The following is a 23,101-nucleotide window of genomic DNA, read 5'->3' on the forward strand; positions in this document are numbered from 1 at the left end:
CGGCCCCGGGGCCCGTCGATGGGCTCCGCACCGCGCTTGTTCTCTTGCAGATTGCTGACTACGATACCGGCGACTGCAAGGGGGGAGCATGGGAGTTCGTGACGGGCGCGGCCGTTGGCGCGCACGCGGGGCGGGGCTGTTTGCGCTGATCGCGGGCTGCGAGGTGCTGGCGGGGCCCTTCACGCCCGTGGCAGGCCAGGAATACCGCGAAGTGGCCGACCCGCCGACCCAGGTGCAGGGCCAGGCGGTGGTGGGCGCGGCCCTGATCGGCGTGCAGACGCAGATCGGCGCGCAGTTCCTCTACGCCCGCGCCAAGGCGCCGTTCAGCGGGCAGGTGCGCGTCAGCCTCACCACCGCCGATGGCCGGCTGCGTGGCGACGGTGTCTTCCAGGGCGAGGCCCGCGAGGGCGAATGGATCGAGCTCGAACTCAAGCCGAGGGATGGCAAGCGCCTGCGCCCCAATCCGCTGGCGCCGGAGCGCGTCGCGGTGTCGGTGCGCTATGTCGAGAACGGCTCGTCGGTGGAGCATCCGATGGTCGCGGCCTGGGAGGTCCCGTCCGCATCGACGACGGCCGCGACGTTGCGGCTGTATGTCAACAGCCGGCGCGCCCCGGAGATGCTGGTCGCGGTGAAGGGCCGTCCGCCCGAGATGTGCCGGCGTGCGCCGGACAAGTCGACGGTGCGCTTCGACATGCTGTGCGAACTGCCGCTCGCCAGCGTCGTTGGCAGCAAGGGCAAGCTCACGCTGGTGCGCCGCGACGGCTTCGAAGAGCTGGAGCAGCCGGTCGTCGTCGGCTGGTGAAGGCCCGCGCACGGTGCGACACCTGCTCTCCCACCTGGCCGTGATGCTGCTGCTCGCAGCGCTGGCGGCGGCCATCGCGCTGCCGCTCAGCCTGCGCACCGCGACCGACACCGCGTTCACGCTGACCGCGAACACCGACGTCCTGTCGGTCGAGCCGCTGTGCGACCAGGAACTGGTCTGGGACCTCGGCAGGGCCGAGGCCGTGGCGCTCGGGGCCGGCGCGGCTGCGCCGGGGCGAGCCACCAGCGCCACCAGTGTGCACCTGCGCGGCGGCGCGCGCGCGGTGCTGGAGCGGCGCCCCGACGGCTTGTGGCGCATCGACCTGACCCGCGGCCCGCTGCACGCGCGCTGCATCGCCCAGACCGGCCAGCCCGCGGTGGTGGTGACGGTCGACGACCAGGTGCTGGAACTGCCGACCGATCCCGCGAAGGGACCGCGCGCGCTGAGCGTGAGGACGACGCGGCCCGCCGCGGCGGGCCCGCAGAAGGACGAGGACGACAAGCCGTCCGGTACCGTGCTGCTGCTGAGCGGCCGCGTGGTGCTGGGGGAACTGCTGCGCCACGGCGGCGGCTGGCAGCAGACCACCTCGCCGCTGCTGCGCGAGGGCAAGCTCGAGGCGCGCACCCGCGAGCCCTTCACCGACCGCAGCGTGCCGGTGATCGAGGAGGCCCTGGACGCCGGCAGCCGCGTCGACACGCATGCCTGCCTGATGCATGCCGAGGCGCCCGCGCAGCTCGCCTGCCTGGGCACCACGCCGGTGAGCGCCACCGGCATCGTCTACGACAACAAGGATCGCGCACTCGACGTGAAGCTGCACGTGACGACCGCGCGCATCGGCATCGCGCAGCACGGCGGCGAACAGCGCGCCGTCGCCGTCACCTGGTGGAACCGCTTCGTCTCGCTGCAGTTCGTGCAGATGTTCGCGGCCACCCTGCTGCTGCTCGGCACGCTGGCGCAGACGGTCACCACGCTGCCCGGGCTGTTTCGACCCGCCCCCTGACGACCCCTCCTCCTGCCCGATGACACCCCTCCCGATCGCCCGATGGCTCGGCCTGCTGCTGGCACCGGCCCTGATCTCCACCGCCGGCGCCGAGCCGGTCGACATCCGCCAGGGCGAGTCGAACGGCTCGGGCTACGGCTTTCGGCGCGGCGACAACTGCCTCGTCGTCACCGCCGGCCACGTGGTCGCGGAGACCGGCGCCGACATCACCGTCACCGACCGCCAGGGCGGCAAGGCCACCGGACAGCGCATCTACTACAACCCGTCGCGCACCGAGGACCTGGCGCTGATCGAACTGCCGGCGCGCTCCGTCGTGGCCTGCAACGACCGCTGGCCCGATGCGTCGGAAGTGGCGCCCGCCGCCGCTGCCGCGAACGCGCCCTTCGAGGTGGTGCGCCACTACCCCGGCGGCCGCGAGACCATCGTGCGGCTGCGCGCGGCCGGCGGCACCTCGCAATGGCACACACTGGCCTTCGAGGACAAGCTGCGCATCATCCAGTCCGACAGCGGCTCGATCGTGCGCTCGAACGGCCGCTTCGCCGGCATCGTGGTGAGCGTTCGCGAGGCCGACGACCGCGTGGACGTGCTGCGTTTCGACGTCATCGACCGCCTGGTCGGCGACCGCTTCCGCACCGTGGTGCGCGGCGTGCCGGTCGCGCTGGAAGGCGTGAAGCAGCGCGGCCGCGTCAACCCCAACTGGACCACCTACGTCGCATCGTGGCTGAGCGAGTCCGCCGGCCGGCCGGTGGTGCCGCAGCAGGATGCGAGCGCGCGCTGCCGCATCGGCGTCGACGTCATCGAGTGGGCGCGTTCCCGGGTCGACAACCCCGAGTACGACAAGCTCGAGAGCGCGCTGCGCGCCTGCACGCAGGGCGTGTCGATCGGCGGCGTGCCGCTCGGTCTGAAACTGCCGGGCACCGACCGCGCCAGCTGCCAGCGCCAGGTGCGCGAGCGGATGCGCGGCGTGCCGCGCGTGCTGCCGTCGCACAAGCTCACGCTCAACGTCACCATGACGCCGCGCCAGCGCGCGCCCGTCAGCAAGCTGCAGACGACCGAGCATGTCGAGGACGGCAGCAAGGGCGGCGCGCGCGCCGAGACCGAGCTCACGGTGCTGCAGCAGTCGTTCGCGCAGGTGGCCGGCGAGCTGTTCAGCGCCGGGGCCTGCGAGTAGCGCCCCGGGCGGCGCTCAGGCCGCGTGCGCCTCCGCCGCCAGCGGCTCGGGGCGCACCCGCAGCGCCCACATCACGCCGGCGATCAACAGCGCCACGCCGGCGATCGTGAGCGGACCGGGCCATTCCTGGCGCAGCGCGTAGGCATAGGCCAGCGCCGACAGCGTCTCGAACACGATGAGCTGGCCGACCAGCGAGGTCGGCAGCCGCTGGCTGGCCTCGTTCCAGCACAGCGTGCCCAGCCACGACGCGAACAGCCCGATCGCCAGCATCAGCCCGATGAAGCGCCCGGGCGTCGGTCCGAACGGCATGTCGAAGCCGCCGCCCTGCAGCGCGTTCCAGGCCCAGAACGCCGCGAAGCCCAGTGCCGCCGGCAGCAGGGTCGCCACGCCCTGCGCGGTGGCCCAGGTGCGCGGGCTGCGGTCGGCATGCGCGCGCAGCCAGTCGGCGTTGCGCAGCGGGTACCAGGTCCAGCACGCCACCGCACCGACGGCCAGCAGCGCGCCGACGGCGTAGCGGCCCAGGTCGGCCTGCGGGTCGGCGCGCAGCGCGGCGAGCTCGGCCTGGTTGACGCAGCCGATACCGGCCGCGATGAGCGCCAGCGAGGGCGCCAGCCGGCCCCAGGGCAGCCGGCCGTCGCGCGCGGCGTCGCGCAGGTTGGAGGTGATCGCGATCACCACGGGCAGCGTGCCGATGATCATCGTCGGCAGCGGCCCGCCGGCGCGCTGGATGGCCGCCGCGAGGCACAGGTAGTACAGCAGGTTGCCGACCAGCGACAGGCGCAGCGCCTCCCGCCAGTCGGCACGCGTGAACTGCGCGAGGCGCGCGCGGTCCAGCCACGCCAGCGGCAGCGCGATCAGCCCGAAGGCGAGATAGCGCGCGAACGACAGCAGGGCCGCCGGGTAGTCGGCCAGCAAGGTCGGGGCGATGAACACCAGGCCCCACATCAGGCCGGCGGACAGCGCGAACAGGGTTCCGATCCACATGATCCCGCGAGCGTAGCCGCCCGCCGCGCAGGCGGTCTTGTACCGGCTTGCGCCTTGACCCTGCTTGCGACGCATGAATGGGCCGGCGTATAAGCGGAACGTCGATCACCCCGCGGGGTGGGCCCCCGCGACCACAGAAGGAGGGTGCCATGCGCAGACGCATCTATTGGCTGCTGCCCGATCTGACGAGCGCCAGGCGGACCATGGACGACCTGCTGCTCGCCCGCATCGGCGACGCCCACATCCACTTCGTCGCGCGCGAGAACGCCGACCTGTCCGGGTTGCACGCCGCGAACCTGCTGCAGACCTCCGACCTGCTGCCCTCGGCGCAGGCCGGGCTGGTCATCGGCGGGCTCGGCGGCGCGGTGATCGGTGTGCTGGCCGCGATGTTCTTCCCGATCGTCGGCGGCGCCGAGTCGGGGCTGGCGGCGCTGAGCGCGGTGTTCGCGTCGTCCGACTGGAGCGGCGCCGAACTGCGGTCGGCGCTCGATTCGCCGCAGTGGGCGATGGCGGCGGTGCTCGCGGTACTGGGGGGCCTGCTGGGGGCCTGGTCGTCGAGCATGATCGGCATCGCCGCACCGAGCGGACGGCTGCGCCGCTTCGAGAGCGCGCTCGCGGACGGCCAGCTGCTGTTGATGGTCGACGTGCCGCGCTCGCGCGTGCAGGAGATCGAGTCGCTGCTGCAGTCCACCCACCCGGAAGCGCATTTCGAGGGCGTGGAGCCGGACGTGCCGGCCTTCCCCTGAGCCGGGTCGCGCGCCCGGCCGACTAGCGCCGTCGCACCTGCCGCTGGTAACGCGCCGGCGTGACGCCGTAGCGGCGCGCGAAGCTGCGCGTCAGGTGCGCCTGGTCGGTGAGCCCGGTGGCCGCGGCGACCTGCGCCGCCGGGTCGCCGGCCGCCAGCAGGCGCTTGGCCTCGAACAGCCGCAGCGCCATCAGCATCTGCTGCGGCGTGACGTGGTACTGCGCCTTGAAGCGGCGCAGGAAATGGAAGGGGCTGAGGCCGGCCACCGCCGCCAGTTCGTCGAGCGTGAGCCGGCGATCGAGATGGGCGCGCAGATAGTCCACCACCGGCGCGAAACGCAGCGCGCCTTCGGCCGGGCTCTCACGTGCCACGCGGGCGTGGCTGCGGAACTCGGCCAGCAGCGTGTGCAGCAGGATGTCGAACGCGAGCGGCTCGTCGGCCTGCCAGAGCCGCTGCAGCAGCGCACCGACGCGGCGCGCGCGTGGCGCGTCGTGGCCCACCGCGTCGCCGAAATGCCAGCCGCGCTCGCCGCTGATGCGCTCGACCACGTCGACATCGAGGTAGACCATGCGGTAGCGCCAGCCGCCGTCGGTCTCGGCGCGGCCGGTGTGCAGTTCGTCGGGGTTCATCAGCACCAGCGAGTCGGCCGGCGCCAGGTGGTCCGCGCCGCGGTAGCGGAAGCGCTCGACACCCGACTCGATGGCGCCCAGGCCGAAGGCCTCGTGGGTGTGCGGCTCGAAGGCGTGGCGCACGATGTGCGCGCGGTACAGCTCGACGCCCTCGCGGTGGCCCGGGCGGCGGAACTCGACGGCATCGAGCGGGTGGTCGAAATGCGGCGGCACGCCCTTCATCTGGGGATCATGGCATGCGGAGAAATGCCTGGCCCCGTCGCGCCACTGCTGTTACTGTGGGGGCCCGCTCCTGGAGAACCTTATCGCCCTCCAACGCCCCCCGACGCCCAAGCGGCGCTCCCTGCCGGCGGCTGCCCGCCCCGACCCACGTCGCGAGATGCTGCGCGATGGCCTGCGGCAGACAGTCGACCACCTGAAACAGCGGCGCGCCGACCTCATCGACGCCGGCGTCATCGCCGACTACGTGGCCCTGAACTGGCTCGAGTGGCATGGCGGCAGCCTGCGGCTCACCATCGTCGGCGGCAACGTCTGCAAGCAGATGGCGCCTGCAGCGCCCACTTCCTAGGACAGCGGCGGCGGCCGGCCCTCGGCCACCGCGCGGCCCATCGCCGCCCAGCCCTCCAGTCCGCCGGCCAGCGGTCGCACGCGCGGCAACCCCGCCGCCCGCAGCGCCTGCGCGGCGGTGGCCGCCGAGGCCTCGTTGGGGCAGTTGCAATACAGCACGATCTCGCGGTCGCGCGGCAACTGCGACGCATGCGTCGCGACCTCGCTCAACTCCACGCGCCATGCGCCGGGAATGTGGCGCAGATCGAGTCCAGCGGCGGCGCCGGAGCGCACGTCGAGGATCACGGGCTCTGCGCCCTCATCGATCAGCGCCTGCAGCTCGGCCTGCGTGATGCGGGACATCGCTGCGGCGTTGCGGAAGCGCCGCCGCCGCAGGTAGCGCCACAGCACGAAGCCGGCGACGGCCAGCAGCAGCAGCGCGGTCGCCGCGGCGCCAGCCCGGGCCAGCACGTCGAGCAGCGCCTGGATCTGCGTGCTGAACACCGCGCCCAGACCCAGGAACACCAGCGACCAGACGGCCCCGCCCAGCGCGTCGTAGGCGACGAAGCGCGCGGCGCTCATGCCCACCGCGCCGGCCATCGGCGCCGCGACGACCGAGACGCCAGGCACGAACTTGGCCGCCACCAACGAGCTGCCGCCCCAGCGCAGGATCAGCGCCTCGCTCTGGCGCACGCAGGAATCGGGCGACAGCGAGATGCGGCACAGCAGCCCGAGCACGCGATGCCCATGGTGCCGCCCGGCAACGAACCATGCCGCATCGCCCAGCACGTTGGCGACGACCGCAACCGCCAGCAGCGCCGGCAGCGACAGCGTGCCGCCGACCGCCAGGCCGCCGGCCACCACCAGCAACGGCGCAGCCGGCAGCGGCACGCCGATGCGCGCCGCCAGCGTGGTGGCGAACACGACGATCAGGCCGTGCTGGACGACGAGGGCGATGAGGGCCTGCACGCGCTGCGTTCCGCAAGAGTGGCGAAGCCGGCATTCGAGCACAGCGCGCGCCACCGTGCCGGCTATGCTGCGCGCCCATGCCCAGCACCCTGGCCACCGCCGTCCACAGCGAACTGCTGATCCGCAAGAGCCGCTTCATCGGCTGCGTCGAGCCGGTGGCCGACCGGCCCGCGGCACTGCTGCGCGTGGCCGCGCTGCGGACCCTGCACCCCGGGGCCGCGCACGTGTGCTGGGCACTGCTGGCCGGTGGCGCCTCGGCGGCGGTCGACGACGGCGAGCCCGGCGGCACCGCGGGCCGACCGATGCTGGAGGTGCTGCGCCACCAGGATCTCGATGGCGTGCTGGCCACCGTGGTGCGCTACTTCGGCGGCGTGAAGCTCGGCGCCGGCGGCCTGGTGCGCGCCTACACCGACGCGGTGGCCCAGGCCCTGCTCGGCGCCGACAAGCGGCCGCTGCAGCGACTGCAGACGCTGCGCTGCGTGCTGCCCTATGCGCTCGAAGGCTGGCTGCGCCGCGAGCTCGACGCCGCCGGCGCCGGCACGCTGCAGGTCAGCCACGGCATGCATGTGGAGCTGCAGTTCAGCCTGCCCGAGGGCGACGCCGCGGCGCTGCGGCGTCGGCTCGACGACGGCGGCCAGGGCCGGCTGGTCTGGGTGGCGCCGTCGGACTGAGCCCCGGCCCGGCCGACAGGCGCCGACCATGGACAATCGCCCCTCCCCGGCCAGGCCGCAAGAGCGGCCGGCCGACGCTGCAGCAGAGAGAGGATTGCCTTGTTCAAGAACCTGACGGTCTACCGCATCGGCCCCGAGTGGTCGGGCAGCGCGACGCAGATCGAGGAGCGCCTCGCCACCGCGCGCTTCACCGAATGCGGCGCCACGCAGGCCCTGTCGGCCGGCTGGGTGCCGCCGCGCGGGCAGGCGCACGGCGCGCTGGTCGAGAGCGTCGCAGGCCAGTGGCTGGCGACGCTGATGGTCGAGCAGAAGCTGCTGCCGGCCGCCGTGGTGAAGCGCCGCACCGACGAGCTGGCGCAACGCGCCGAGCACGACACCGGCCGCAAGCCGGGCCGCAAGCACCTGAAGGAGCTGAAGGAGCAGGCGGCCCTGGAGCTGCTGCCGATGGCATTCACGAAGCGCGCGACGTTCCGCGTCTGGCTCGACCCGCAGCGGCGCCTGCTGATCGTCGACGCCAGCAGCCCGGCGCGCGCCGGCGACGTGGTCACGCACCTGGTCAAGGTGCTCGACGGCCTGCCGGTCGCACCGCTGCAGACCGCGCTGTCGGCCGCGACCGCGATGGCCGCCTGGCTGGCCGACGGCGAGCCGCCACAGGCCTTCTCGGTGGACCGCGAGTGCGAGCTGAAGTCCGACGACGAGCAGAAGTCGGTGGTGCGCTATGCGCGCCACCGGCTCGACACCGACGAGGTGCGGCAGCACATCGGCGAGGGCAAGCGGCCGACGCGGCTGGCCCTGACCTGGCAGGGCCGCGTGTCCTTCGTGCTGACCGACGCGGGGCAGATCAAGAAGCTCGACTTTCTCGACGGCGTGTTCGACGCCCACCCCGGCCGCGCCGACGCCGATGCGGCCTTCGATGCCGATGTCGCCATCGCCACCGGCGAGCTGGTGCAGCTCATCCCCGACCTGGTCGACGCGCTGGGCGGCGAGGCCGATCCCGTCGCCGGCGCGTCACCGCTGCCGGAACTGAAGGCGGCCTGAGCGCGGCGCCGCGGGCGCCTCAGCGGCGGAACATCGCGTTGATCTCGCCGAACGGCACGGCCGCCTCGGCGTAGGTGAACGTGCCGTCGGCGCGGATCTCGTGCGCCGCGCGCAGGAAGGCCCCGTAGGCGGCGCGCGCCAGCGACGAGCCCACGCTGATGCGCTTGACGCCCAGGTGCTGGAGTTCGTCGAACGACAGCGCCGCTCCCGCGAGGCCCATCACCACGTTGACGGGCCGCGGCGCGACCGCCTTCACCACCGCGGCGATGTCCTCGGGCGTCTTCAGCCCGGGGGCGTACAGCACGTCGGCACCGGCCTCGGCGTAGGCCTCGAGCCGGCGGAGGGTGTCGGCGAGGTCGATGCGGCCGTGCAGCAGGTTCTCCGCGCGCGCGGTCAGCACGAACGGGAACGGCAGCGTCCGCGCCGTGCGCACCGCGGCCCGGACGCGGTCGACCGCCAAGTCGAAGGGATAGATCGGCGCATCGCGACGGCCGCTGGCGTCCTCGATCGAGCCGCCCACCAGGCCAGCCCGCGCGGCCATGCGCACGGTCTCGGCGCAGGAGGCCGGATCGTCGCCGAAGCCGTTCTCCAGGTCGGCCGACACCGGCAGCTCGGTGGCCTCGACGATCGCGCGGGCGTTGGCGAAGGTCTCGTCGCGCGTGACCGCGCCCTCCATGTCCGGCCGGCCGATCGAGAACGCATAGCCGGCGCTGGTGGTGGCCAGCGCCTCGAAGCCCATCGCGGCGAGCAGCTTCGCCGAGCCGGCATCCCACGGGTTGGGAATCACGAACGCGCCGTCGCGCTCGTGCAGTGCGCGCAGTCGCCCGGCGCGTTCGGCCTGGGCCGCGGCCCGGGCCGCGACGCTTTCGTTTCCGCTCATCGCGTGCTGCTCCTGTCGTTGCTGCGGCCGCGGCGGCGGCTTCAGCGCTGCGGGTCCGCCGGCGTCAGCACCGGCCGCACACCGAGCACCGCGCCCCTGGACAGCGGCTGCACCAGTGTGCCGTACAGGTGCAGCCAGCCGAAGCGGCCGCCCGGCTCCGGCGGCACGAAGCCTTCGAGCCGGCGTGCCACCTCCTCGGCCGGCACCTGCAGTTCGATGCGGCGTGCCGTCAGGTCGATCTCGATCGCGTCGCCGTCGCGCACCGCCGCCAGCGGGCCGCCCTCGGCCGCCTCCGGCATCACCTGGCCGATGGTGATGCCGCTGTTCAGGCCCGACAGTTCGCCATCGGTGACCACCGCCACCTCGCTGCCCAGCCCGGCGCCAACCAGCGCGGCCATGAAACTGGCCGCGAACACCGTGCCCGGCCCGCCCTTCGGGCCCAGCATGCGCAGCACGATCACCTGACCCGGGCGCACCGCGCCGGTCTTCAGGCCCTCGATCGCCAGCGCCTCGTCCTCGAACACCCGGGCCTCGCCGCGGAAGCGGCGGATCGCCGCCGGCACCGCCGCCAGCTTGACCAGCGCGCCGTCGGGCGCGAGCGAGCCGCGGATGATCATCAGCCCCGGCTCGCGCGCGAACGGATCGGCCAGCGGCCGAATGCAGGCGACGTCGGGCGCCGGGGTCTCGTCGATCAACGCGCCCAGGCGCCGGCCGTCGGCGGTGAGCACCTCGCGGTCGAGCTGCGGCGCCAGCTGCCGGAGCACGCCGCGCACGCCGCCCGCGGCCTCGAAGGTCTCGATGCGGTCCGGCCCGTTGGGCCGGATGCGCGTGAGCATCGGCACCTCGTCGGCGGCGCGCTCGAACTCCGCGATCACATCGACCGGGCACTCGGACTCGATCGCGATGGCGATCAGGTGGCGCATCACGTTGACCGAGCAGCCGGTCGCCACCGCGAAGCGCACCGCGTTGCGGAAGGCGCCGGGCGTGAGGATGTCTCGCGGCCGCAGGTCCTGCTGCACCATCTCGACGATGCGTGCTCCGGCCTGCGCCGCCAGCGCATGCAGCCGCGGGCCGTCGGCGCGCACCGGCGCGTTGCCGGGCAGCGCCATGCCCAGCGCCTCGGCCAGGCAGTGCATCGAGTTGGCAGTGGCAAGACCGGCACACACGCCGGGGCCATCGATCGCCACACGGCACATGCCCTGCAGCGTGTCGAGGTCCATCTGGCCGGCCTTGACGGTGCCGACCGCCTTGTAGACCTCCTCGATGTCGACGTGGTGCTCGCCGCACTGGCGGCCGAGCTGGTAGCCGCAGGCCAGCACCAGGCTGGGCACGTCCAGGCGGCCGGCGGCCATCAGGTGGGCCGGCGTGGTCTTGTCGCAGCTCGACAGCAGCAGCATGCCGTCGAGCTCGGCGCCCTCGACCTGCACCTCGATGTCGTTGACGATCAGGTCGCGCGTGGGCATCAGGTAGCGGCCCTGGCGGCCCGCGCTGGTGACGAAGTCGGACGGCGCCGCGGTGCGGATCTCCAGCGGCAGCCCGCCGGCGGCGCGGATCGCCTCGGCCACCCGCTTCGCGATGCCGTCGAGGTGCTGGAAGCACACCGACAGGCCGCTGGAGGTGTTGACGACGGCGATCTTGGGCTTGTCGAAATCGGCCTCGGCGATGCCCATCGCGCTCCACTGCGCATGACGCACCGCCCAGCGCGTGGAACCGGGCTCGAAATTGCTGCGGAAGGAACGGGCCATGGTGTTCGGGTGCAGGGAAGGAAGGGGTGAGGGAGGCCTGTGTCAGCCGTCGAGGCGGGCGCCCTGCCGGTTCAGCAGCTCGCGGATCACGCTGCCCGGAATGGCCCGCACCGGCGTGCGCTCGCGCAGCGCCACGGTGGCGGCCACGCCCAGCGCGTGGCCATAGGAGAAGCACTGCGCGGTGACGCGCGCCGAGGCCACGGCCTCGTGCTCGGCCGACAGACAGCGCCCGCCGAACAGCAGGCCCTCGCCGCGCTCGGGCACGAAGCAGCCCCAGGGCACCTCGTACCAGTCGTTCAGCAGCCACTGCACGCGCGGCTTGCTGCCGGCATGCAGCTCGATGGGCCAGGGCGAGCGCGCCACGCCGTCGGCGAACTTGCTGCCCTGCACCACGTCCTCGTTGCGCAGCGTCGCCAGGCCGCGTGCCTGGCGGGTCTGGCGCACGCCCACCTGCACCGCGGTGTCGTTGACCCAGCTCGCCTCGCAGCCGGCCAACCGGTCCTTGAAGAAGCGGGCGTACTCGCGCACCTGGCGGCGGCCCTCGACCTCGGCCTCGGTGAAGTCGTCGCCGTCGATGCAGTTCAGCTCGCGCCCGTCGGCGCCGCGCACGCGCGTGCAGTTGCACAGCAACTCGCCGGGACGCGTGGTCTCGAACAGCCAGATCTTCTGGCGCGGCAAGGCGTAGCCGGCGTCGGCCGCAGCAGCGATCAGCGCCGTGACCTCGGGCGGCATGATGGTGTCGCTGCCGTAGGCCTCCTTGAAACGCGCCACGTCCACGCCCTGCAGGCGGAAGATCATCGTCGGGTTCTGCACCACGCCATCGGCACCGCAGTAGGTCTCGAGGCCGGCCATCGCCACCAGGTCGGCATCGCCGCTGGCGTCGATCGTGAGGCCGGCGCGCACATCGAGCAGGCCGCCCTTGGTCCACACCGTTGCGCCGTCGATGCGGTCGCCGTCGCGGTGCACGCCGGTCGCCAGCGCGTGGTACGCGAGCCGCACGCCGGCCGAGCCCAGCAGCGCATCGGCCGATTCGCGCCACGCCAGCGGCTCGTGCACCCGGGTCCATGTCTTGCCGTAGAGCACCGGCTCGGCCAGTCCGCCGCGTTGCTCCATCGCGGCGATGAAGTCGTCGACGAAGCCGTGCACGATCTGCTTCGGCCGCCGCGGCGCCTCCTCGGCTTCGTAGAGTCCGCAGACGGTGCCCGACAGGCCCGCCACCGCGCCGCCGCCGCAGAAGCCGTAGCGCTCCACCAGCAAGGTCTTCAGCCCGGCGCGGGCCGCGACGGTTGCCGCGGCCACGCCGGTGGCGCCGCCGCCGACCACGAGCACGTCGACCTCGACACGCTGACCCGGTCTCGCATCCATCGCCATCACCTCATCTGCATCGCGACGCTCGGCAGCCAGGTCACGAGCTGGGGCCACATCAGCGTGCAGGCCAGCGTGATGACCTGCAGCGCGATGAACGGGATCATTCCCCAGTACATGTGCCGCATCGTGATCTCCGGCGGTGCCACGGCACGCAGGTAGAAGATGGCCGGCGCCATCGGCGGCGTCAGGTAGCTGGTCTGGATCATGATCAGGAACAGGATGCAGAACCACACCGGATCGAAGCCCGCCGCGGTGACCAGCGGCGTGAAGATCGGCAGGAAGATCAGCACGATCGAGATCCAGTCGAGGAAGAAGCCGGCGATGAACAGGATGAACAGCATCATCCCCAGCAGCGCCCACGGCGACAGGTCCAGGTGCGTGATCATCGAGCTGGCGAGATTGATGCCGCCGCCGCCGATGAAGACGCCGGTGAACAGCGTGCCGCCCAGCAGCACGAACATGATCATCGCGGTGACGCGCAGCGTCTTCAGCAGCGACTCGTACAGCCCCGGCCAGGTGAAGCGGCCGTAGAGCACGGTCAGTCCCACCGAGCAGAGCGCGCCGATCGCGGCCGCCTCGGTCGGCGACGCCAGGCCCAGCAGGATGGAGCCGAGAACCGCGACGATCATGCCCAGCGGTGGCACCAGATTGCGGGTGGTGATGGCGAGCTTCTGCATGAAGGTCGGATCGCCGGGCTCCGGCGGGATGCGCCGCCCCATCTCCGGCTTCACGATGCACAGCACGAAGATGTAGGCGAGGTAGAGCCCGGCCATCAGGAAGCCCGGCAGCACCATGCCGTACATCAGGTCGCCGACCGACAGGTTGGCCAGCGGGCCCATCACGACCACCACGACCGACGGCGGGATGATGGTGCCCAGCGAGCCGCCGGCGCAGATGGTGCCGCTGATCAGGCTCTTGTTGTAGCCGTAGCGCAGCATGATCGGGATCGTGAGCAGGCCCACCACCGACTCGGTCGCGCCGATCACGCCGCTGGAGGCCGCGAACACGATGCACATCAACACCGTGGCGATCGCCAGGCCGCCGGGCAGGCGGCGCGTCCAGATGTGGATGGCCTCGAACAGGCGGTCGGCGATGCCCGACTTCTCGAGCATCGCGCCCATGAAGACGAACAGCGGCACCGCGGCGAACACGAAGTTCGACGACAGGTCGTCGATCTTCTCGACGAACTGGTGGATGACGTTGGGACCGAAGATGGCCAGCCCGAAGGCGGCCGCGGTCAGCATCATCGCGAACGCCACCTGCACGCCGAGGAACATCAGCGTGAAGGCCAGCGGCAGCATGAAGAAGGGCAGGTAATCGCTCATGACGGCTGAGCCTCTTGATCGTTCTTCGGGGCCATCAGCGACTTCAGCAGTTCGCAGAACACCTGCAGAGCGAACATCGTGAACGACAGGACGAAGACCGCGCGGAACGGCCACACCGGCAGATTCAGCGCCGACTGCCCGGAGGTCTCGCCGCGCGTGTAGCCGGCCATGAAGTAGTTGAAGAGCGCCACGCTCAGCCACACCAGCAGCGGCAGCACGACGGCGTAGGCGACGGCGTCGATGCGGCGCCGGGTCGTCGGCCCGATGCGGGCGCTGAGCACGTCGATGCGGATGTGCTCACCCTGGCGCAGCGTGTAGGCCAGCCCGAGCAGGAAGTGCGAGCCGGTCAGCAGGTAGCCGACCTCGTAGGCCCAGATGGTGGGCGCGCCGAACGCGTAGCGCGCGACGACCTCCCAGGCGGTGGCGAGCACCAGCGGCACGAGCAGCATCGCCGCGGCGATGCCGACCGCCACGACCAGGCGCTCCAGCAAGACGATGAGGCGGTTCAATCGCGACTCCAGTGGATAACGGGGCGGGCCCGCCTCGCAGGCGGACCCTTCCGGCCAGACGACACCCGGATCAGGCGCGCTTGACCTTCACCTTGCGCCAGTCGTCGGCGTCCTTCCAGGCCGCGTCGAACTCGACCTGGCTCTTGTGCACGCGCGCGAACCACTTGTGCTTGTTCTCCTTGGCCGTGGCCTCGGCCCAGTCGAGGCCGATCTTGCGGGCCGTGTACTGGACCTCGTCGTCCAGGTGCACCAGCGTCACGCCCTGCTTCTTGTAGAACTCCATCGCCTTCGCGTCTTCGGCGCCGATGCGCAGGTAGGTTTCCATCGTCACCATCTTGGCGACCACCTCGATCAGCTTCTTGTCGTTGGGGCTCAGCTTGGCCCACACGTCCTTGTTGATCACCAGTTCGAACGGCGCGGTCGGCTGGTGCACGCCGGGGTAGCTGAGGTACTTGGCGACCTTGTAGAAGCCGGGCGACACGTTCTCCCACGGGGTGCCCCACTCGGTAGCGTCGATCGCGCCGCGCTCGAGCATCGGGAACACGTCACCGGCGGCGGTGGTCACCGGCGCGGCACCGAGGTCCTTGGACATCTCCAGCCAGGCACCGGCGGTGCGCAGCTTCAGGCCCTTCAGGTCGGCCAGGCTCTTGACGGGCTTGCGCGAGTGCAGGAAGACCTCGGCGGTACGGATGAACAGCGGCATCGAGATCACGCCGTCCGTGTCCTCGCGGAACTGACGCTGCAGGTCGGCGCCACCGGATTCATAGAGCCAGTGCAGCATGCGCTCGGTGTCGAAGGTGCCGGCGTAGCCACCGAACAGCACCGTCGTCGGGTCCTTGCCCCAGTCGTAGCCCATCCAGGTGTGGCCGCATTCGGCCAGGCCGTTCTTCACCGTCTCGGGCACCTTCAGCGCATTGCCGAGGCCACCGCCCGGGAAGGTCTGGATCTTGAAGCGCCCGCCCGAGAAGAACTCCATGCGCTCGGCGAAGGCCTTGGCGCCGATGTCCATGATGGGGCCACCGGCCCAGCCGGTGGCCATCTTCCAGCTGTAGCTCGGACCGGCGGTCTGGGCCAGCGCGCCGGCCGCGGCGAAGAGGCCGGCGCTGCCCAGGGTGGCGTTGACGAAATTGCGACGCTTCATGGTTTGTCTCCGTGGGGTTGGATCGATGGCTCTGGCGGCCTGGATCGGGTGCGGTGGCGAGGAGACGGCGCCTCTCGACGCCGCCGGCAGGGCGGTGCGGTCTGCTGCCGCAGGCCTCGCACCAGTTTTTGAATACCACTGATGTATTAGTTAAATCCTAGTAATCTCTTTGATGCATGTCAACGCGGGTTTTCCGCCGTGATGGCGGCCGCGAGCCGTGCCGGTTCGGCGCCCAGGACGTTGTGGCCGACGCCCGGCAGCGCCAGCCATTGCGCGCCGGCGATCGCCGCGGCCAGCGCCCTGCCATGCGCGAGCGGGCACTGATCGTCGGTCTCGCCGTGCACCACCCGCGTGGGGCACGCGATGCGCGCCGCTCCGACCGACAGGTCGAGGCCGCGCGCCGACTGCCACGACCACGCCACCGCCTCGGCGTCGGCCACCTGCGTCAGCCCCAGGCGCTCCGCGCGCTGTCGCGCCTCGCTGCGCAGGGCGTCGATGTCCGCAGCGTGAAACCAGGTGGCCTCCGGCGGGCCGGCGCGCATCGTGCCCGACACCAGCACCAGCCGCTCGACCGCGCCCAGCCCGTGCAGCGCCGCCATCCGCAGGATCACGCTGACGCCCATGCTCCACCCCGCCAGCACCACCGGCTGGCCGATCGCCTGCAGCAGCTCGTGCAGCAGGCCCGCGTAGTGGTCGAGGTGGTAGTAGCGCTCGATCGGCCCGTCGTCGGCCGTGCGCCAGCGCGGCGAGGCGGCACGGCCCGGCAGGTTGGGCAGCACGCAGCGGTGCGTGTCGGCGAGCCGCTGCGCGACCGGCAACCAGGCCTCGGCCGTGCCCTGGATGCCGTGCAGCAGCACCAGCGGCCGGCCCTGGCCGAACACCCGGCAGTCCAGGCGCCCGAGCAGCGACGGGAACGGTGAGGGCATGGTGTCTCCTATTGATATATTAGTAATGTCTTACTAGTATTGCACGACGCCTTTCCCGCGTCGCCGGGTCGCGTGCCCGTCCGACCCACGAGCCCAGCCGATGCACACCCCAGTCAGCGCCGACGAGACCCTCTACTTCTGCACGCCTTCGCGCGTGCTGCTGGCCGCCGGCGCACGCCATCGCGTGGCCGCGCTGTGCGCCGCGCAGCGTTGGCGCTGCGCGCTGATCGTCACCGACCGCCATTTCTCGGGCCGCACGACGGTGGTCGACGCGCTGGTGCGCTCGCTGGCGGCCGAGGGCCTGGAGTCGCTGGTGTTCGACGGCGGCGAGCCCGACCCGTCGACCGAGCTGTGCGACAGCGCGACCGAGGAGCTGCTGGCACGCCCGGGCGCCGCGCGCATCGACCACGTCATCGCGCTCGGCGGCGGCAGCAACATCGACCTCGCCAAGGCACTGTGCCTCACGCTGCCGTTCCGCCGACCGGTCGCGAGCTTCGTCGGCACGACACGCTTCCCCGGCAGCCCGCTGCCGATGCTGGCGATGCCCACCACCTCGGGCACCGGCTCGGAGATCACGCCGGGCGCCATCCTGCTGCAGCACAGCAGCGCCACCAAGGTCGCCGTGATGGGCAATGCGCTGCGCCCGGCGATCGCCGTGATCGACCCGGAGCTCACGCTGAGCTGCCCGCCGAAGGTCACCGCCGACGCCGGACTCGACGCGCTGACGCACGCGATCGAGTCCTACCTGACGATGGACGCCACGCGCTTCGACACCGGGGGCGACGCCGACCCGTCGTACAGCGGCCGCAACCGCCTGACGACGATGTTCGCGCGCGAGGCCATCACGCTGTGCTTCACGCATCTGCCTCGGGCCTATCACGTGCCCGACGACCTTCGGGCCCGCACCGGCATGGCCTACGCGAGCCTGTTCGCCGCGATGTCCTATGCGTCGGCCGGCCTGAACGCTGTGCACGGCCTCGCCTACGCGCTGGCCGGGCTCACGCACGCCTCGCACGGCAGCACCAATGCCGCCCTGCTGCCCTACGTGATGGATGCGCTGCGGCCCTCGCGCCGCGAGGAGCTGGCCGACATCGCCGCGATGGCCGGCGTGCCGCGCGCCGACAGCGATGCGATGGCGCGCCAGGCGTCCGTCCGGACGCGCGCGCTGGTGCAGGAGCTCGGCGTGCCGGCCGACCTGGCCGCGTTCGGCGTGCCGGAGCGTGCGCTCGACCAGCTGGTGCACGACGGACTCGCGGTGACGCGGCTGGCCAAGGCCTATCCCCAACAACCCCCCGAGGCCGACTACGCAGCCATCGTCCGGCGCGCTTATGCTGGTGAACTGTCGGGAATCGAGACGCCATGAAGAAGACTGCGGCCAGGAAGACCCCCAAGGCGACGACGACCCGCTCCCGCACGGCAGGGGCCGCCCACGGCGGCGGCGCCACCGCCACCAAGCCTCGCAGCCTGACCGCCGCCGCCTACGAGCTGATCGAGGAGATGATCGTGAAGCTGGAGCTGCTGCCCGGGGCCGCGATCTCCGAGGCCGAGCTGTCCGCGCGACTGCAGATCGGGCGCACCCCGGTGCGCGAGGCGCTGCAGCGGCTGGCGCGCGAGCACCTGGTGTCCATCCTGCCGCAGCGCGGCGTGCTGGTGTCCGAGATCGACATCAAGCGCCAGCTGCGGCTCCTGGAGACCCGCCGCGAGGTGGAGCGCCTCGTGGTGCGCTGCGCCGCACGGCGCGCCACCGAGCCCGAGCGCGCACGCTTCGAGGAGCTGGCCCGGGAGTTCGACGCGGCCGGGAAGCAGGACGACGAGACGCGCTTCATCCGCGCGGACAAGGAGTTCAACGACCTGTCGCTGCGCGCCGCGCGCAACGAGTTCGCGGCCGGCGCCATGGGCCTGATGCACGGCCTGTCGCGGCGCTTCTGGTACCTGCACTACCGCCAGGCGGCCGACACGCCGTTGATGGCCAAGCTGCACGGGGCGCTCGCGCGCGCGATCTCGCAGCGCGACGAGGCGGCAGCGGCCCGCGCCATGGAAGACCTGATCGACCACAACGAGGCCTTCACCAAGGCCACGGTCAGCACCGACTTCTAGGCCCTAGGGTTTGCGCTGAATTTCGCTCCCGGTCAAGCCGGGCTGCGCGCTGAGACTAGGGCGGCAGCCGCGGCCTCGCTATCGTGCCGTCTCGGGGATCGACCGATCCCGCCACGCCGACCCGCAGGAGACGCGACATGCTGAAGTCGAAGATCAAGGAAGAGTACGTGCAGATGGACCAGGTGGACTGGAAGCCGTTCCCTGCGGCGTTCTCCACCGGCGGCATCCGCTGGAAACTGCTGCATGTCTCGCCCGAGATGGGCTCGTGGACGGCGATCTTCGACTGCCCGGCGGGCTCGTCGTTCGCGGCGCACGTCCACGTCGGCCCCGGCGAGTACTTCCTGACCAAGGGCAAGATGGATGTGCGCGGCGGCAAGGCCGCCGGCGGCGACACCGCCATCGCGCCGGGCTACGGCTACGAGTCGGCCAACGCACGCCACGACAAGACCGAGTTCCCGGTGGCGAGCGAGTTCTACATGAGCTTCCTCGGACCTCTCACCTTCGTGAAGCCCGACGGCTCGCCGATCGCCGTGATCGGCTGGGAGGACGCGCAGGGCGCCTGGGCGGCGTGAGCCGAAGCTTGCGGGAAGGCGCGCCTCCGGCGCGCGGCACCCCCGGACTTGCACGGGGTGCCGGCCCGCACGTCACCTTGGCGACGCGCGCGCACCGCGCGCAGACCTAAGCTGCCACGCCCTGCGCCGGCCGGACATGCCGCGCGCCGGCACCCGGCACTCGAGAAGAACCCAACGGAGGAGTCACCGTGATCCCGAAGCTCGACGTTCTGCGAAAACGATCGCTCGCCGGCCTGGCCGCTGCAGCTGCCCTGCTGCTCTGCACCGGCACGGGCAGCGCCGAGGAGACCGGCAAGAACTGGCCCGACTACCACGGCGACTGGCGCGGCTGGCGCTACAGCCCGCTCGACCAGATCAACAAGAAGAACGTCAAGAAGCTGAAGGTGGCGTGGATCCACCAGCCCGGCGAGATCGCGCAGGGCCTGCAGGCCACGCCGATCGCGCTCGACGGCGTGCTGTACTACAGCGCGTCGAACAACCGCAGCTTCGCGCTCGACGCCGCCACCGGCCGGCAGCTCTGGGAGTACATCCCCGAGCTCGACGCGGTGCAGGAGAAGTCGGTGTTCGGTTTCTACAACCGCGGCGTGACGGTCGGCCGCGGCAAGGTCTTCATCGGCGCCTCGGACGGCCACCTGATCGCGCTCGACCAGAAGACCGGCAAGGAACTCTGGAAGGTGAAGCTCACCGACCCCAAGACCTGCCACGGCTGCAACTTCACCTCGCCGCCCATCCTGGCCGGCGACGTGCTGATCGCCGGCCCGACCGGCGGCGACCTGGCGCAGCGCTCCAGGCTCTATGCGCTGAAGGCCGACACCGGCGAGAAGGCCTGGACCATGGAGCTGCTGAAGGACGACCCGAAGAGCTGGCCCGGCGACACCATCAAGGTCGGCGGCGGCGGTGCCTGGCTGCCCGGCCAGTACGACGCGAAGAACGACACCTTCTTCATCGGCACCTCGAACCCGGCGCCGGACTTCAATGCCGAGCTGCGCTCGGGCGACAACCTCTACACCGCGACGGTGCTCGCGCTCGAACCGTCCACCGGCCGCATCAAGTGGCACCACCAGGAGGTGCCGAACGACGCCTGGGATTTCGACTCGGCCTACGAGTTCGTGATGTTCGAGAAGAACGGCCAGGAACTGATGATGCACCTCAACAAGGGGGGCTTCGTCTCGGTCTACGACCGCAAGACCGGCGCGGTGCAGGACGTCTGGCGGATCGCCGAGGAGATGAACTGGATCAAGGGCGTGGACCCGAAGACCGGCGCGCTGATCGGACGCAATCCGCCGAAGTCCGGCCAGAGCGAGGTGTTCTGCCCCAGCGCGCTGGGCGTGCGCAGCTGGAACGCGGGCGCCTACAGCCCGAAGACAAAGCTCTGGTACACGAACGCCTACGAGATCTGCAACCGCGTCGTGATGAAGCAGCAGCCGATCGACCAGCTGGCGTTCTCGCAGGGCTACTACGACGTGGCCGAGCTGGAGATCATCCCGCCGCCGGGCAAGAAGGCGTCCGCACGGCTGGTGGCCCATGACCCGGTGACCGGCAAGCAGGCCTGGCGGCTGGACTTCGAGGCCCCGGGGCTGGCGCATGTGCTGGCCACCGGCGGCGGCCTGATCTTCAACGGCGATCCGCGCGGTCTGCTGTCGGCCTACGACGACCGGACCGGCAAGACGCTGTGGTCCTTCAACGTCGGCTCGGGCATGCGCGGCGGCATCGTCAGCTACTCGGCCGGCGGCAAGCAGTACATCGTCGCGGCGACCGGCTTCGGCTCGCTGTTCCCGGGTTTCGCGTCCATCCCGTGGCCGGAGTTCAAGAACGTGCGCGGCGGCGCGGCGCTGATCGCCTTCACGCTGGAATAGCGCGGATGGACGGGACCTGTCGATGACGAGAATGCGACCCCCTGACACCGCCGGCCCGGCCTGGCGGATCGCCGCGGTTGCGCTGCTGCTCACCGGCCTGTCGACCGCGCAAGCCCAGGAAGCGGCGGCCGTTCCCAGCGCCGAGGAGCTGCGCAATCCGGAGTGGGTGCAGGCCGGCCGCGAGAAGTTCGGCCAGATCTGCGCCTACTGCCACGGCAAGGAAGGCGACTCCGGCAAGAACCGACCGTTCCGCGAGCGTGTCGACTGGGACCCGGTGCAGATCCACGACGTGATCACCAATGGCCGCAAGCGGGGCGCGAACGTGATGCCGGCCTGGAAGGGCTCGCTGTCCGACGAGGACATCTGGCGCATCACGGCCTTCATTCGCTCGCTCGGCGGCCAGCCGCGCGCCCAGCCCTAGCGGATCCGCACCGCCGCCCGGCCGGGGCGCCCCATGGGTTTCCCTCTCGTGCCGCGGCCGGAATCTCACTACGCTGCGCCGGAGCGCCGGCCGTTGCCGCGCCAGGAAACCCGACATGGAAGCGAGCGCCTCGCCGACCGTCCCCGCCTCGTTGCCCGAGCCGCCCTGGTGGTCGACCACGGACGTAGCCCTGGCCGACCGCACCGACGCCTGGGAGGCCGCGCTGAGCGACAACTTCCGCCGCTGGCAGGTGCCGGACCGCGTGGCACCGGAGTTCAACGCGCGTCTGCGGCACCGCGATGTGGCCGGGCTGCGCGTGGTCGAGTGCATCTGCGACCCCTGCGGCGGGCGCCGGCTGCCGCGCCATGTGAGCCAGGAAGGGGCGGCCTACATCGGCGTGCAGATCACCCGTTCGGGGCGCGAGTCGCTGCGTGCCGGTGACGAGCGCGTGGCCGTCGGGCCGGGCGATCTGGTCATCTGGACCAGCGACCAGCCGATGGAATTCACGGTGACCGAGCGGCTGCACAAGGTCTCGCTGATCCTGCCGTGGGACGACGTGAAGGAGCGGCTGCCACGCACCGGGCGCTTCCGCGGCACGGTGCTCGACAGCCGTTCGGGCATCGGCGCGGTGCTGTACTCGCACATCGAGTCGCTGGCCTCGCAGCTCGAGGATCTGGAGGCGGGCGAGCTGAGCGCGGTGCGGCGCGCCACCGTCGAGCTGCTGACGGCGGCGATGTCCTGCCGCCTCGAACCGGCGCCGCGCGGCCTGTCGCTGCAGCAGCTCAAGCGGGTGCAGGACTACATCCTCGACCATCTGCAGGACGAGACGCTGACGCCGGGCAGCATCGCGCAGGCGCACCACATCTCGCCGCGCTACCTGCACTTGCTGTTCGGCAAGACCGGGCAGAGCGTGTCGGCCTACATCCGCCAGCAGCGTCTCGAGCGCTGCGGCGAGGCGCTGAGCAACCCGTCCTACCGCGAACACAGCGTGGCCGAGATCGCCTACCAGTGGGGCTTCACCGACCCGGCGCACTTCAGCCGCGTCTTCAAGCAGCATTTCGGCCATCCGCCGGGGCATTGCCGCCGCTGACAAGCGCAGCGAGTCCGGGGTCCGTGCGCCCCCGTCCTACACGCCGACGAGCGCACTGCCGGCAGGCAGGGGCCGGCGCCCCCGGCACCATCTTTCCATCGGTCGGGCGTCCGGCATCCCGCGGGGCGCCGCCGACCGTTTGCATGGATGGAAGGATTCGCCAATGAACAACGACCAACTGAAGGGCCGCATCGAGCAGGCCAAGGGCAAGGTCAAGGAAGTCGCGGGCAAGGTCGTCGGCAGCGAGAAGCTCGAGACCGAGGGCCGCGTGGACCAGGTCACCGGCAAGACCCAGGCGACCTATGGCGATGCCAAGGAAAAGGCCAAGGACCTGATCGACAAGACCTGATCGCGCCGGCGCACGATGAATCTCGATTCACTGCATCCGCACGCGGCGCTGCACCCAGGCGCGACAGCGGCTCGTCGGCCCATCGCGCGCGTCTCGCTGACGCCGTTCCGCGCCGCCGGTGGGGTCGTGCGCCCGCCTCAGCGGTGCGCGGAACTCCCGTCGCCGCCGGCGTCGCACCCGCCACCGCCGGAGGTGATTCCACCCGCACCGCCGCGCCCGGACGTGCAGCCGCCGGAGATCACCGACCCGCCCCCCTCCGACGTGCCT

General features: G+C 71.5%; 24 protein-coding genes. 14 read left to right on the forward strand and 10 right to left on the reverse strand.

All coding sequences use genetic code 11. The features are described from left to right. The first annotated feature begins 88 nt into the window (after positions 1-88). Genes MPE_RS18395 through MPE_RS18405 form a run of 3 tightly spaced genes read left to right on the forward strand, consistent with a single transcriptional unit; the run spans position 89 to position 2,973 of the window. Positions 89-802 (forward strand): hypothetical protein, encoded by a 714-nt coding sequence (locus tag MPE_RS18395; protein ID WP_011831214.1) that lies wholly within the window; start codon positions 89-91, stop codon positions 800-802. Between the two features lie 13 nt (positions 803-815). Continuing rightward, positions 816-1,802, forward strand: coding sequence for a hypothetical protein (locus tag MPE_RS18400; RefSeq protein WP_041929759.1), 987 nt, complete (start codon positions 816-818; stop codon positions 1,800-1,802). Positions 1,803-1,821: 19 nt separating this feature from the next. Then, positions 1,822-2,973 (forward strand): hypothetical protein, encoded by a 1,152-nt coding sequence (locus MPE_RS18405; protein ID WP_011831216.1) that lies wholly within the window; start codon positions 1,822-1,824, stop codon positions 2,971-2,973. A 15-nt stretch (positions 2,974-2,988) separates the two neighbouring features. Here MPE_RS18405 and MPE_RS18410 read toward each other — a convergent pair whose 3' ends face one another. Next, on the reverse strand, positions 2,989-3,957 hold the full coding sequence (locus tag MPE_RS18410; RefSeq protein WP_041930304.1) for a DMT family transporter: 969 nt from the start codon (positions 3,955-3,957) through the stop codon (positions 2,989-2,991). 149 nt (positions 3,958-4,106) lie between these two features. Here MPE_RS18410 and MPE_RS18415 point away from each other — a divergent pair, with 149 nt between their 5' ends. After that, positions 4,107-4,703 carry a hypothetical protein gene (locus MPE_RS18415; protein WP_011831218.1) on the forward strand — a complete coding sequence of 199 codons (597 nt, stop codon included), beginning with the start codon at positions 4,107-4,109 and terminating at the stop codon, positions 4,701-4,703. Between the two features lie 22 nt (positions 4,704-4,725). Here MPE_RS18415 and MPE_RS18420 read toward each other — a convergent pair whose 3' ends face one another. After that, positions 4,726-5,553, reverse strand: a complete 828-nt coding sequence (locus MPE_RS18420) for an AraC family transcriptional regulator (protein WP_011831219.1) — start codon at positions 5,551-5,553, stop codon at positions 4,726-4,728. A gap of 157 nt (positions 5,554-5,710) precedes the next feature. On the opposite strand from MPE_RS18420, the gene MPE_RS18425 reads away from it, so the two are divergent. Beyond that, positions 5,711-5,899, forward strand: coding sequence for a hypothetical protein (locus tag MPE_RS18425; protein ID WP_036232445.1), 189 nt, complete (start codon positions 5,711-5,713; stop codon positions 5,897-5,899). Here MPE_RS18425 and MPE_RS18430 read toward each other — a convergent pair. Next, on the reverse strand, positions 5,896-6,846 hold the full coding sequence (locus MPE_RS18430) for a DedA family protein/thiosulfate sulfurtransferase GlpE (protein WP_041929760.1): 951 nt from the start codon (positions 6,844-6,846) through the stop codon (positions 5,896-5,898). The genes MPE_RS18425 and MPE_RS18430 overlap by 4 nt on opposite strands. A gap of 77 nt (positions 6,847-6,923) precedes the next feature. Here MPE_RS18430 and MPE_RS18435 point away from each other — a divergent pair, with 77 nt between their 5' ends. Beyond that, positions 6,924-7,517: an IMPACT family protein gene (locus MPE_RS18435; RefSeq protein WP_011831221.1), complete on the forward strand. Its 594-nt coding sequence runs from the start codon at positions 6,924-6,926 to the stop codon at positions 7,515-7,517. A gap of 99 nt (positions 7,518-7,616) precedes the next feature. Beyond that, positions 7,617-8,555, forward strand: coding sequence for a recombination-associated protein RdgC (locus MPE_RS18440; RefSeq protein WP_011831222.1), 939 nt, complete (start codon positions 7,617-7,619; stop codon positions 8,553-8,555). A gap of 19 nt (positions 8,556-8,574) precedes the next feature. On the opposite strand, the gene MPE_RS18445 is transcribed toward MPE_RS18440, so the two are convergent. The 7 genes from MPE_RS18445 to MPE_RS18475 all read right to left on the reverse strand — a co-directional run bounded on the left by MPE_RS18445 (position 8,575) and on the right by MPE_RS18475 (position 16,449). Beyond that, positions 8,575-9,435 (reverse strand): isocitrate lyase/PEP mutase family protein, encoded by an 861-nt coding sequence (locus tag MPE_RS18445; protein WP_011831223.1) that lies wholly within the window; start codon positions 9,433-9,435, stop codon positions 8,575-8,577. Between the two features lie 41 nt (positions 9,436-9,476). Further along, positions 9,477-11,180: a dihydroxy-acid dehydratase gene (gene ilvD, locus MPE_RS18450; protein ID WP_011831224.1), complete on the reverse strand. Its 1,704-nt coding sequence runs from the start codon at positions 11,178-11,180 to the stop codon at positions 9,477-9,479. Between the two features lie 42 nt (positions 11,181-11,222). Continuing rightward, positions 11,223-12,545, reverse strand: coding sequence for an FAD-dependent oxidoreductase (locus tag MPE_RS18455; RefSeq protein WP_011831225.1), 1,323 nt, complete (start codon positions 12,543-12,545; stop codon positions 11,223-11,225). 5 nt (positions 12,546-12,550) lie between these two features. Then, entirely contained in the window at positions 12,551-13,873 is a 1,323-nt protein-coding gene (locus tag MPE_RS18460) for a TRAP transporter large permease (RefSeq protein ID WP_011831226.1), read from the reverse strand. Continuing rightward, positions 13,870-14,382: a TRAP transporter small permease subunit gene (locus MPE_RS18465; RefSeq protein WP_011831227.1), complete on the reverse strand. Its 513-nt coding sequence runs from the start codon at positions 14,380-14,382 to the stop codon at positions 13,870-13,872. The genes MPE_RS18460 and MPE_RS18465 overlap by 4 nt, the downstream gene beginning before the upstream one ends. 70 nt (positions 14,383-14,452) lie before the next feature. Then, positions 14,453-15,523: a TRAP transporter substrate-binding protein DctP gene (gene dctP / locus MPE_RS18470; RefSeq protein WP_011831228.1), complete on the reverse strand. Its 1,071-nt coding sequence runs from the start codon at positions 15,521-15,523 to the stop codon at positions 14,453-14,455. A gap of 179 nt (positions 15,524-15,702) precedes the next feature. Beyond that, positions 15,703-16,449: an alpha/beta fold hydrolase gene (locus tag MPE_RS18475; protein WP_011831229.1), complete on the reverse strand. Its 747-nt coding sequence runs from the start codon at positions 16,447-16,449 to the stop codon at positions 15,703-15,705. A gap of 100 nt (positions 16,450-16,549) precedes the next feature. On the opposite strand from MPE_RS18475, the gene MPE_RS18480 reads away from it, so the two are divergent. The 7 genes from MPE_RS18480 (at position 16,550) to MPE_RS18510 (ending at position 22,834) form a co-directional block, all read left to right on the forward strand. Beyond that, positions 16,550-17,812, forward strand: coding sequence for an iron-containing alcohol dehydrogenase (locus tag MPE_RS18480; RefSeq protein ID WP_011831230.1), 1,263 nt, complete (start codon positions 16,550-16,552; stop codon positions 17,810-17,812). Further along, complete coding sequence (locus MPE_RS18485; protein ID WP_011831231.1) at positions 17,809-18,546, forward strand: GntR family transcriptional regulator; 738 nt, start codon at positions 17,809-17,811, stop codon at positions 18,544-18,546. The genes MPE_RS18480 and MPE_RS18485 overlap by 4 nt, the downstream gene beginning before the upstream one ends. A 137-nt stretch (positions 18,547-18,683) precedes the next feature. Further along, positions 18,684-19,118, forward strand: a complete 435-nt coding sequence (locus tag MPE_RS18490) for a 2,4'-dihydroxyacetophenone dioxygenase family protein (protein WP_011831232.1) — start codon at positions 18,684-18,686, stop codon at positions 19,116-19,118. 188 nt (positions 19,119-19,306) lie between these two features. After that, positions 19,307-20,974: a pyrroloquinoline quinone-dependent dehydrogenase gene (locus MPE_RS18495; protein WP_011831233.1), complete on the forward strand. Its 1,668-nt coding sequence runs from the start codon at positions 19,307-19,309 to the stop codon at positions 20,972-20,974. A gap of 31 nt (positions 20,975-21,005) precedes the next feature. Continuing rightward, positions 21,006-21,395 carry a c-type cytochrome gene (locus tag MPE_RS18500; RefSeq protein WP_049820843.1) on the forward strand — a complete coding sequence of 130 codons (390 nt, stop codon included), beginning with the start codon at positions 21,006-21,008 and terminating at the stop codon, positions 21,393-21,395. A gap of 115 nt (positions 21,396-21,510) precedes the next feature. Beyond that, positions 21,511-22,485 carry a helix-turn-helix domain-containing protein gene (locus MPE_RS18505; RefSeq protein ID WP_011831235.1) on the forward strand — a complete coding sequence of 325 codons (975 nt, stop codon included), beginning with the start codon at positions 21,511-21,513 and terminating at the stop codon, positions 22,483-22,485. A 163-nt stretch (positions 22,486-22,648) separates the two neighbouring features. Continuing rightward, a complete protein-coding gene (locus tag MPE_RS18510; RefSeq protein ID WP_011831236.1) occupies positions 22,649-22,834 on the forward strand; it encodes a CsbD family protein in 186 nt (61 codons plus the stop codon). The last annotated feature ends 267 nt before the right edge of the window (positions 22,835-23,101 follow it).

Origin of the sequence: Methylibium petroleiphilum PM1 (genome assembly GCF_000015725.1) — a bacterium.
Lineage (GTDB): Bacteria > Pseudomonadota > Gammaproteobacteria > Burkholderiales > Burkholderiaceae_C > Methylibium > Methylibium petroleiphilum.

Coding starts and splice junctions, on each gene's coding strand:
- dctP (WP_011831228.1), bottom strand. CDS start 15,523: ATGAAGCGTCGCAATTTCGTCAACGCCACCCTGGGCAGCGCCGGCCTC.
- MPE_RS18500 (WP_049820843.1), top strand. CDS start 21,006: ATGCGACCCCCTGACACCGCCGGCCCGGCCTGGCGGATCGCCGCGGTT.
- MPE_RS18475 (WP_011831229.1), bottom strand. CDS start 16,449: ATGCCCTCACCGTTCCCGTCGCTGCTCGGGCGCCTGGACTGCCGGGTG.
- MPE_RS18455 (WP_011831225.1), bottom strand. CDS start 12,545: ATGGATGCGAGACCGGGTCAGCGTGTCGAGGTCGACGTGCTCGTGGTC.
- MPE_RS18415 (WP_011831218.1), top strand. CDS start 4,107: ATGCGCAGACGCATCTATTGGCTGCTGCCCGATCTGACGAGCGCCAGG.
- MPE_RS18505 (WP_011831235.1), top strand. CDS start 21,511: ATGGAAGCGAGCGCCTCGCCGACCGTCCCCGCCTCGTTGCCCGAGCCG.
- MPE_RS18510 (WP_011831236.1), top strand. CDS start 22,649: ATGAACAACGACCAACTGAAGGGCCGCATCGAGCAGGCCAAGGGCAAG.
- MPE_RS18410 (WP_041930304.1), bottom strand. CDS start 3,957: ATGTGGATCGGAACCCTGTTCGCGCTGTCCGCCGGCCTGATGTGGGGC.
- MPE_RS18425 (WP_036232445.1), top strand. CDS start 5,711: ATGCTGCGCGATGGCCTGCGGCAGACAGTCGACCACCTGAAACAGCGG.
- MPE_RS18435 (WP_011831221.1), top strand. CDS start 6,924: ATGCCCAGCACCCTGGCCACCGCCGTCCACAGCGAACTGCTGATCCGC.
- MPE_RS18445 (WP_011831223.1), bottom strand. CDS start 9,435: ATGAGCGGAAACGAAAGCGTCGCGGCCCGGGCCGCGGCCCAGGCCGAA.
- MPE_RS18395 (WP_011831214.1), top strand. CDS start 89: ATGGGAGTTCGTGACGGGCGCGGCCGTTGGCGCGCACGCGGGGCGGGG.
- MPE_RS18460 (WP_011831226.1), bottom strand. CDS start 13,873: ATGAGCGATTACCTGCCCTTCTTCATGCTGCCGCTGGCCTTCACGCTG.
- MPE_RS18480 (WP_011831230.1), top strand. CDS start 16,550: ATGCACACCCCAGTCAGCGCCGACGAGACCCTCTACTTCTGCACGCCT.
- MPE_RS18420 (WP_011831219.1), bottom strand. CDS start 5,553: ATGAAGGGCGTGCCGCCGCATTTCGACCACCCGCTCGATGCCGTCGAG.
- ilvD (WP_011831224.1), bottom strand. CDS start 11,180: ATGGCCCGTTCCTTCCGCAGCAATTTCGAGCCCGGTTCCACGCGCTGG.
- MPE_RS18490 (WP_011831232.1), top strand. CDS start 18,684: ATGCTGAAGTCGAAGATCAAGGAAGAGTACGTGCAGATGGACCAGGTG.
- MPE_RS18405 (WP_011831216.1), top strand. CDS start 1,822: ATGACACCCCTCCCGATCGCCCGATGGCTCGGCCTGCTGCTGGCACCG.
- MPE_RS18485 (WP_011831231.1), top strand. CDS start 17,809: ATGAAGAAGACTGCGGCCAGGAAGACCCCCAAGGCGACGACGACCCGC.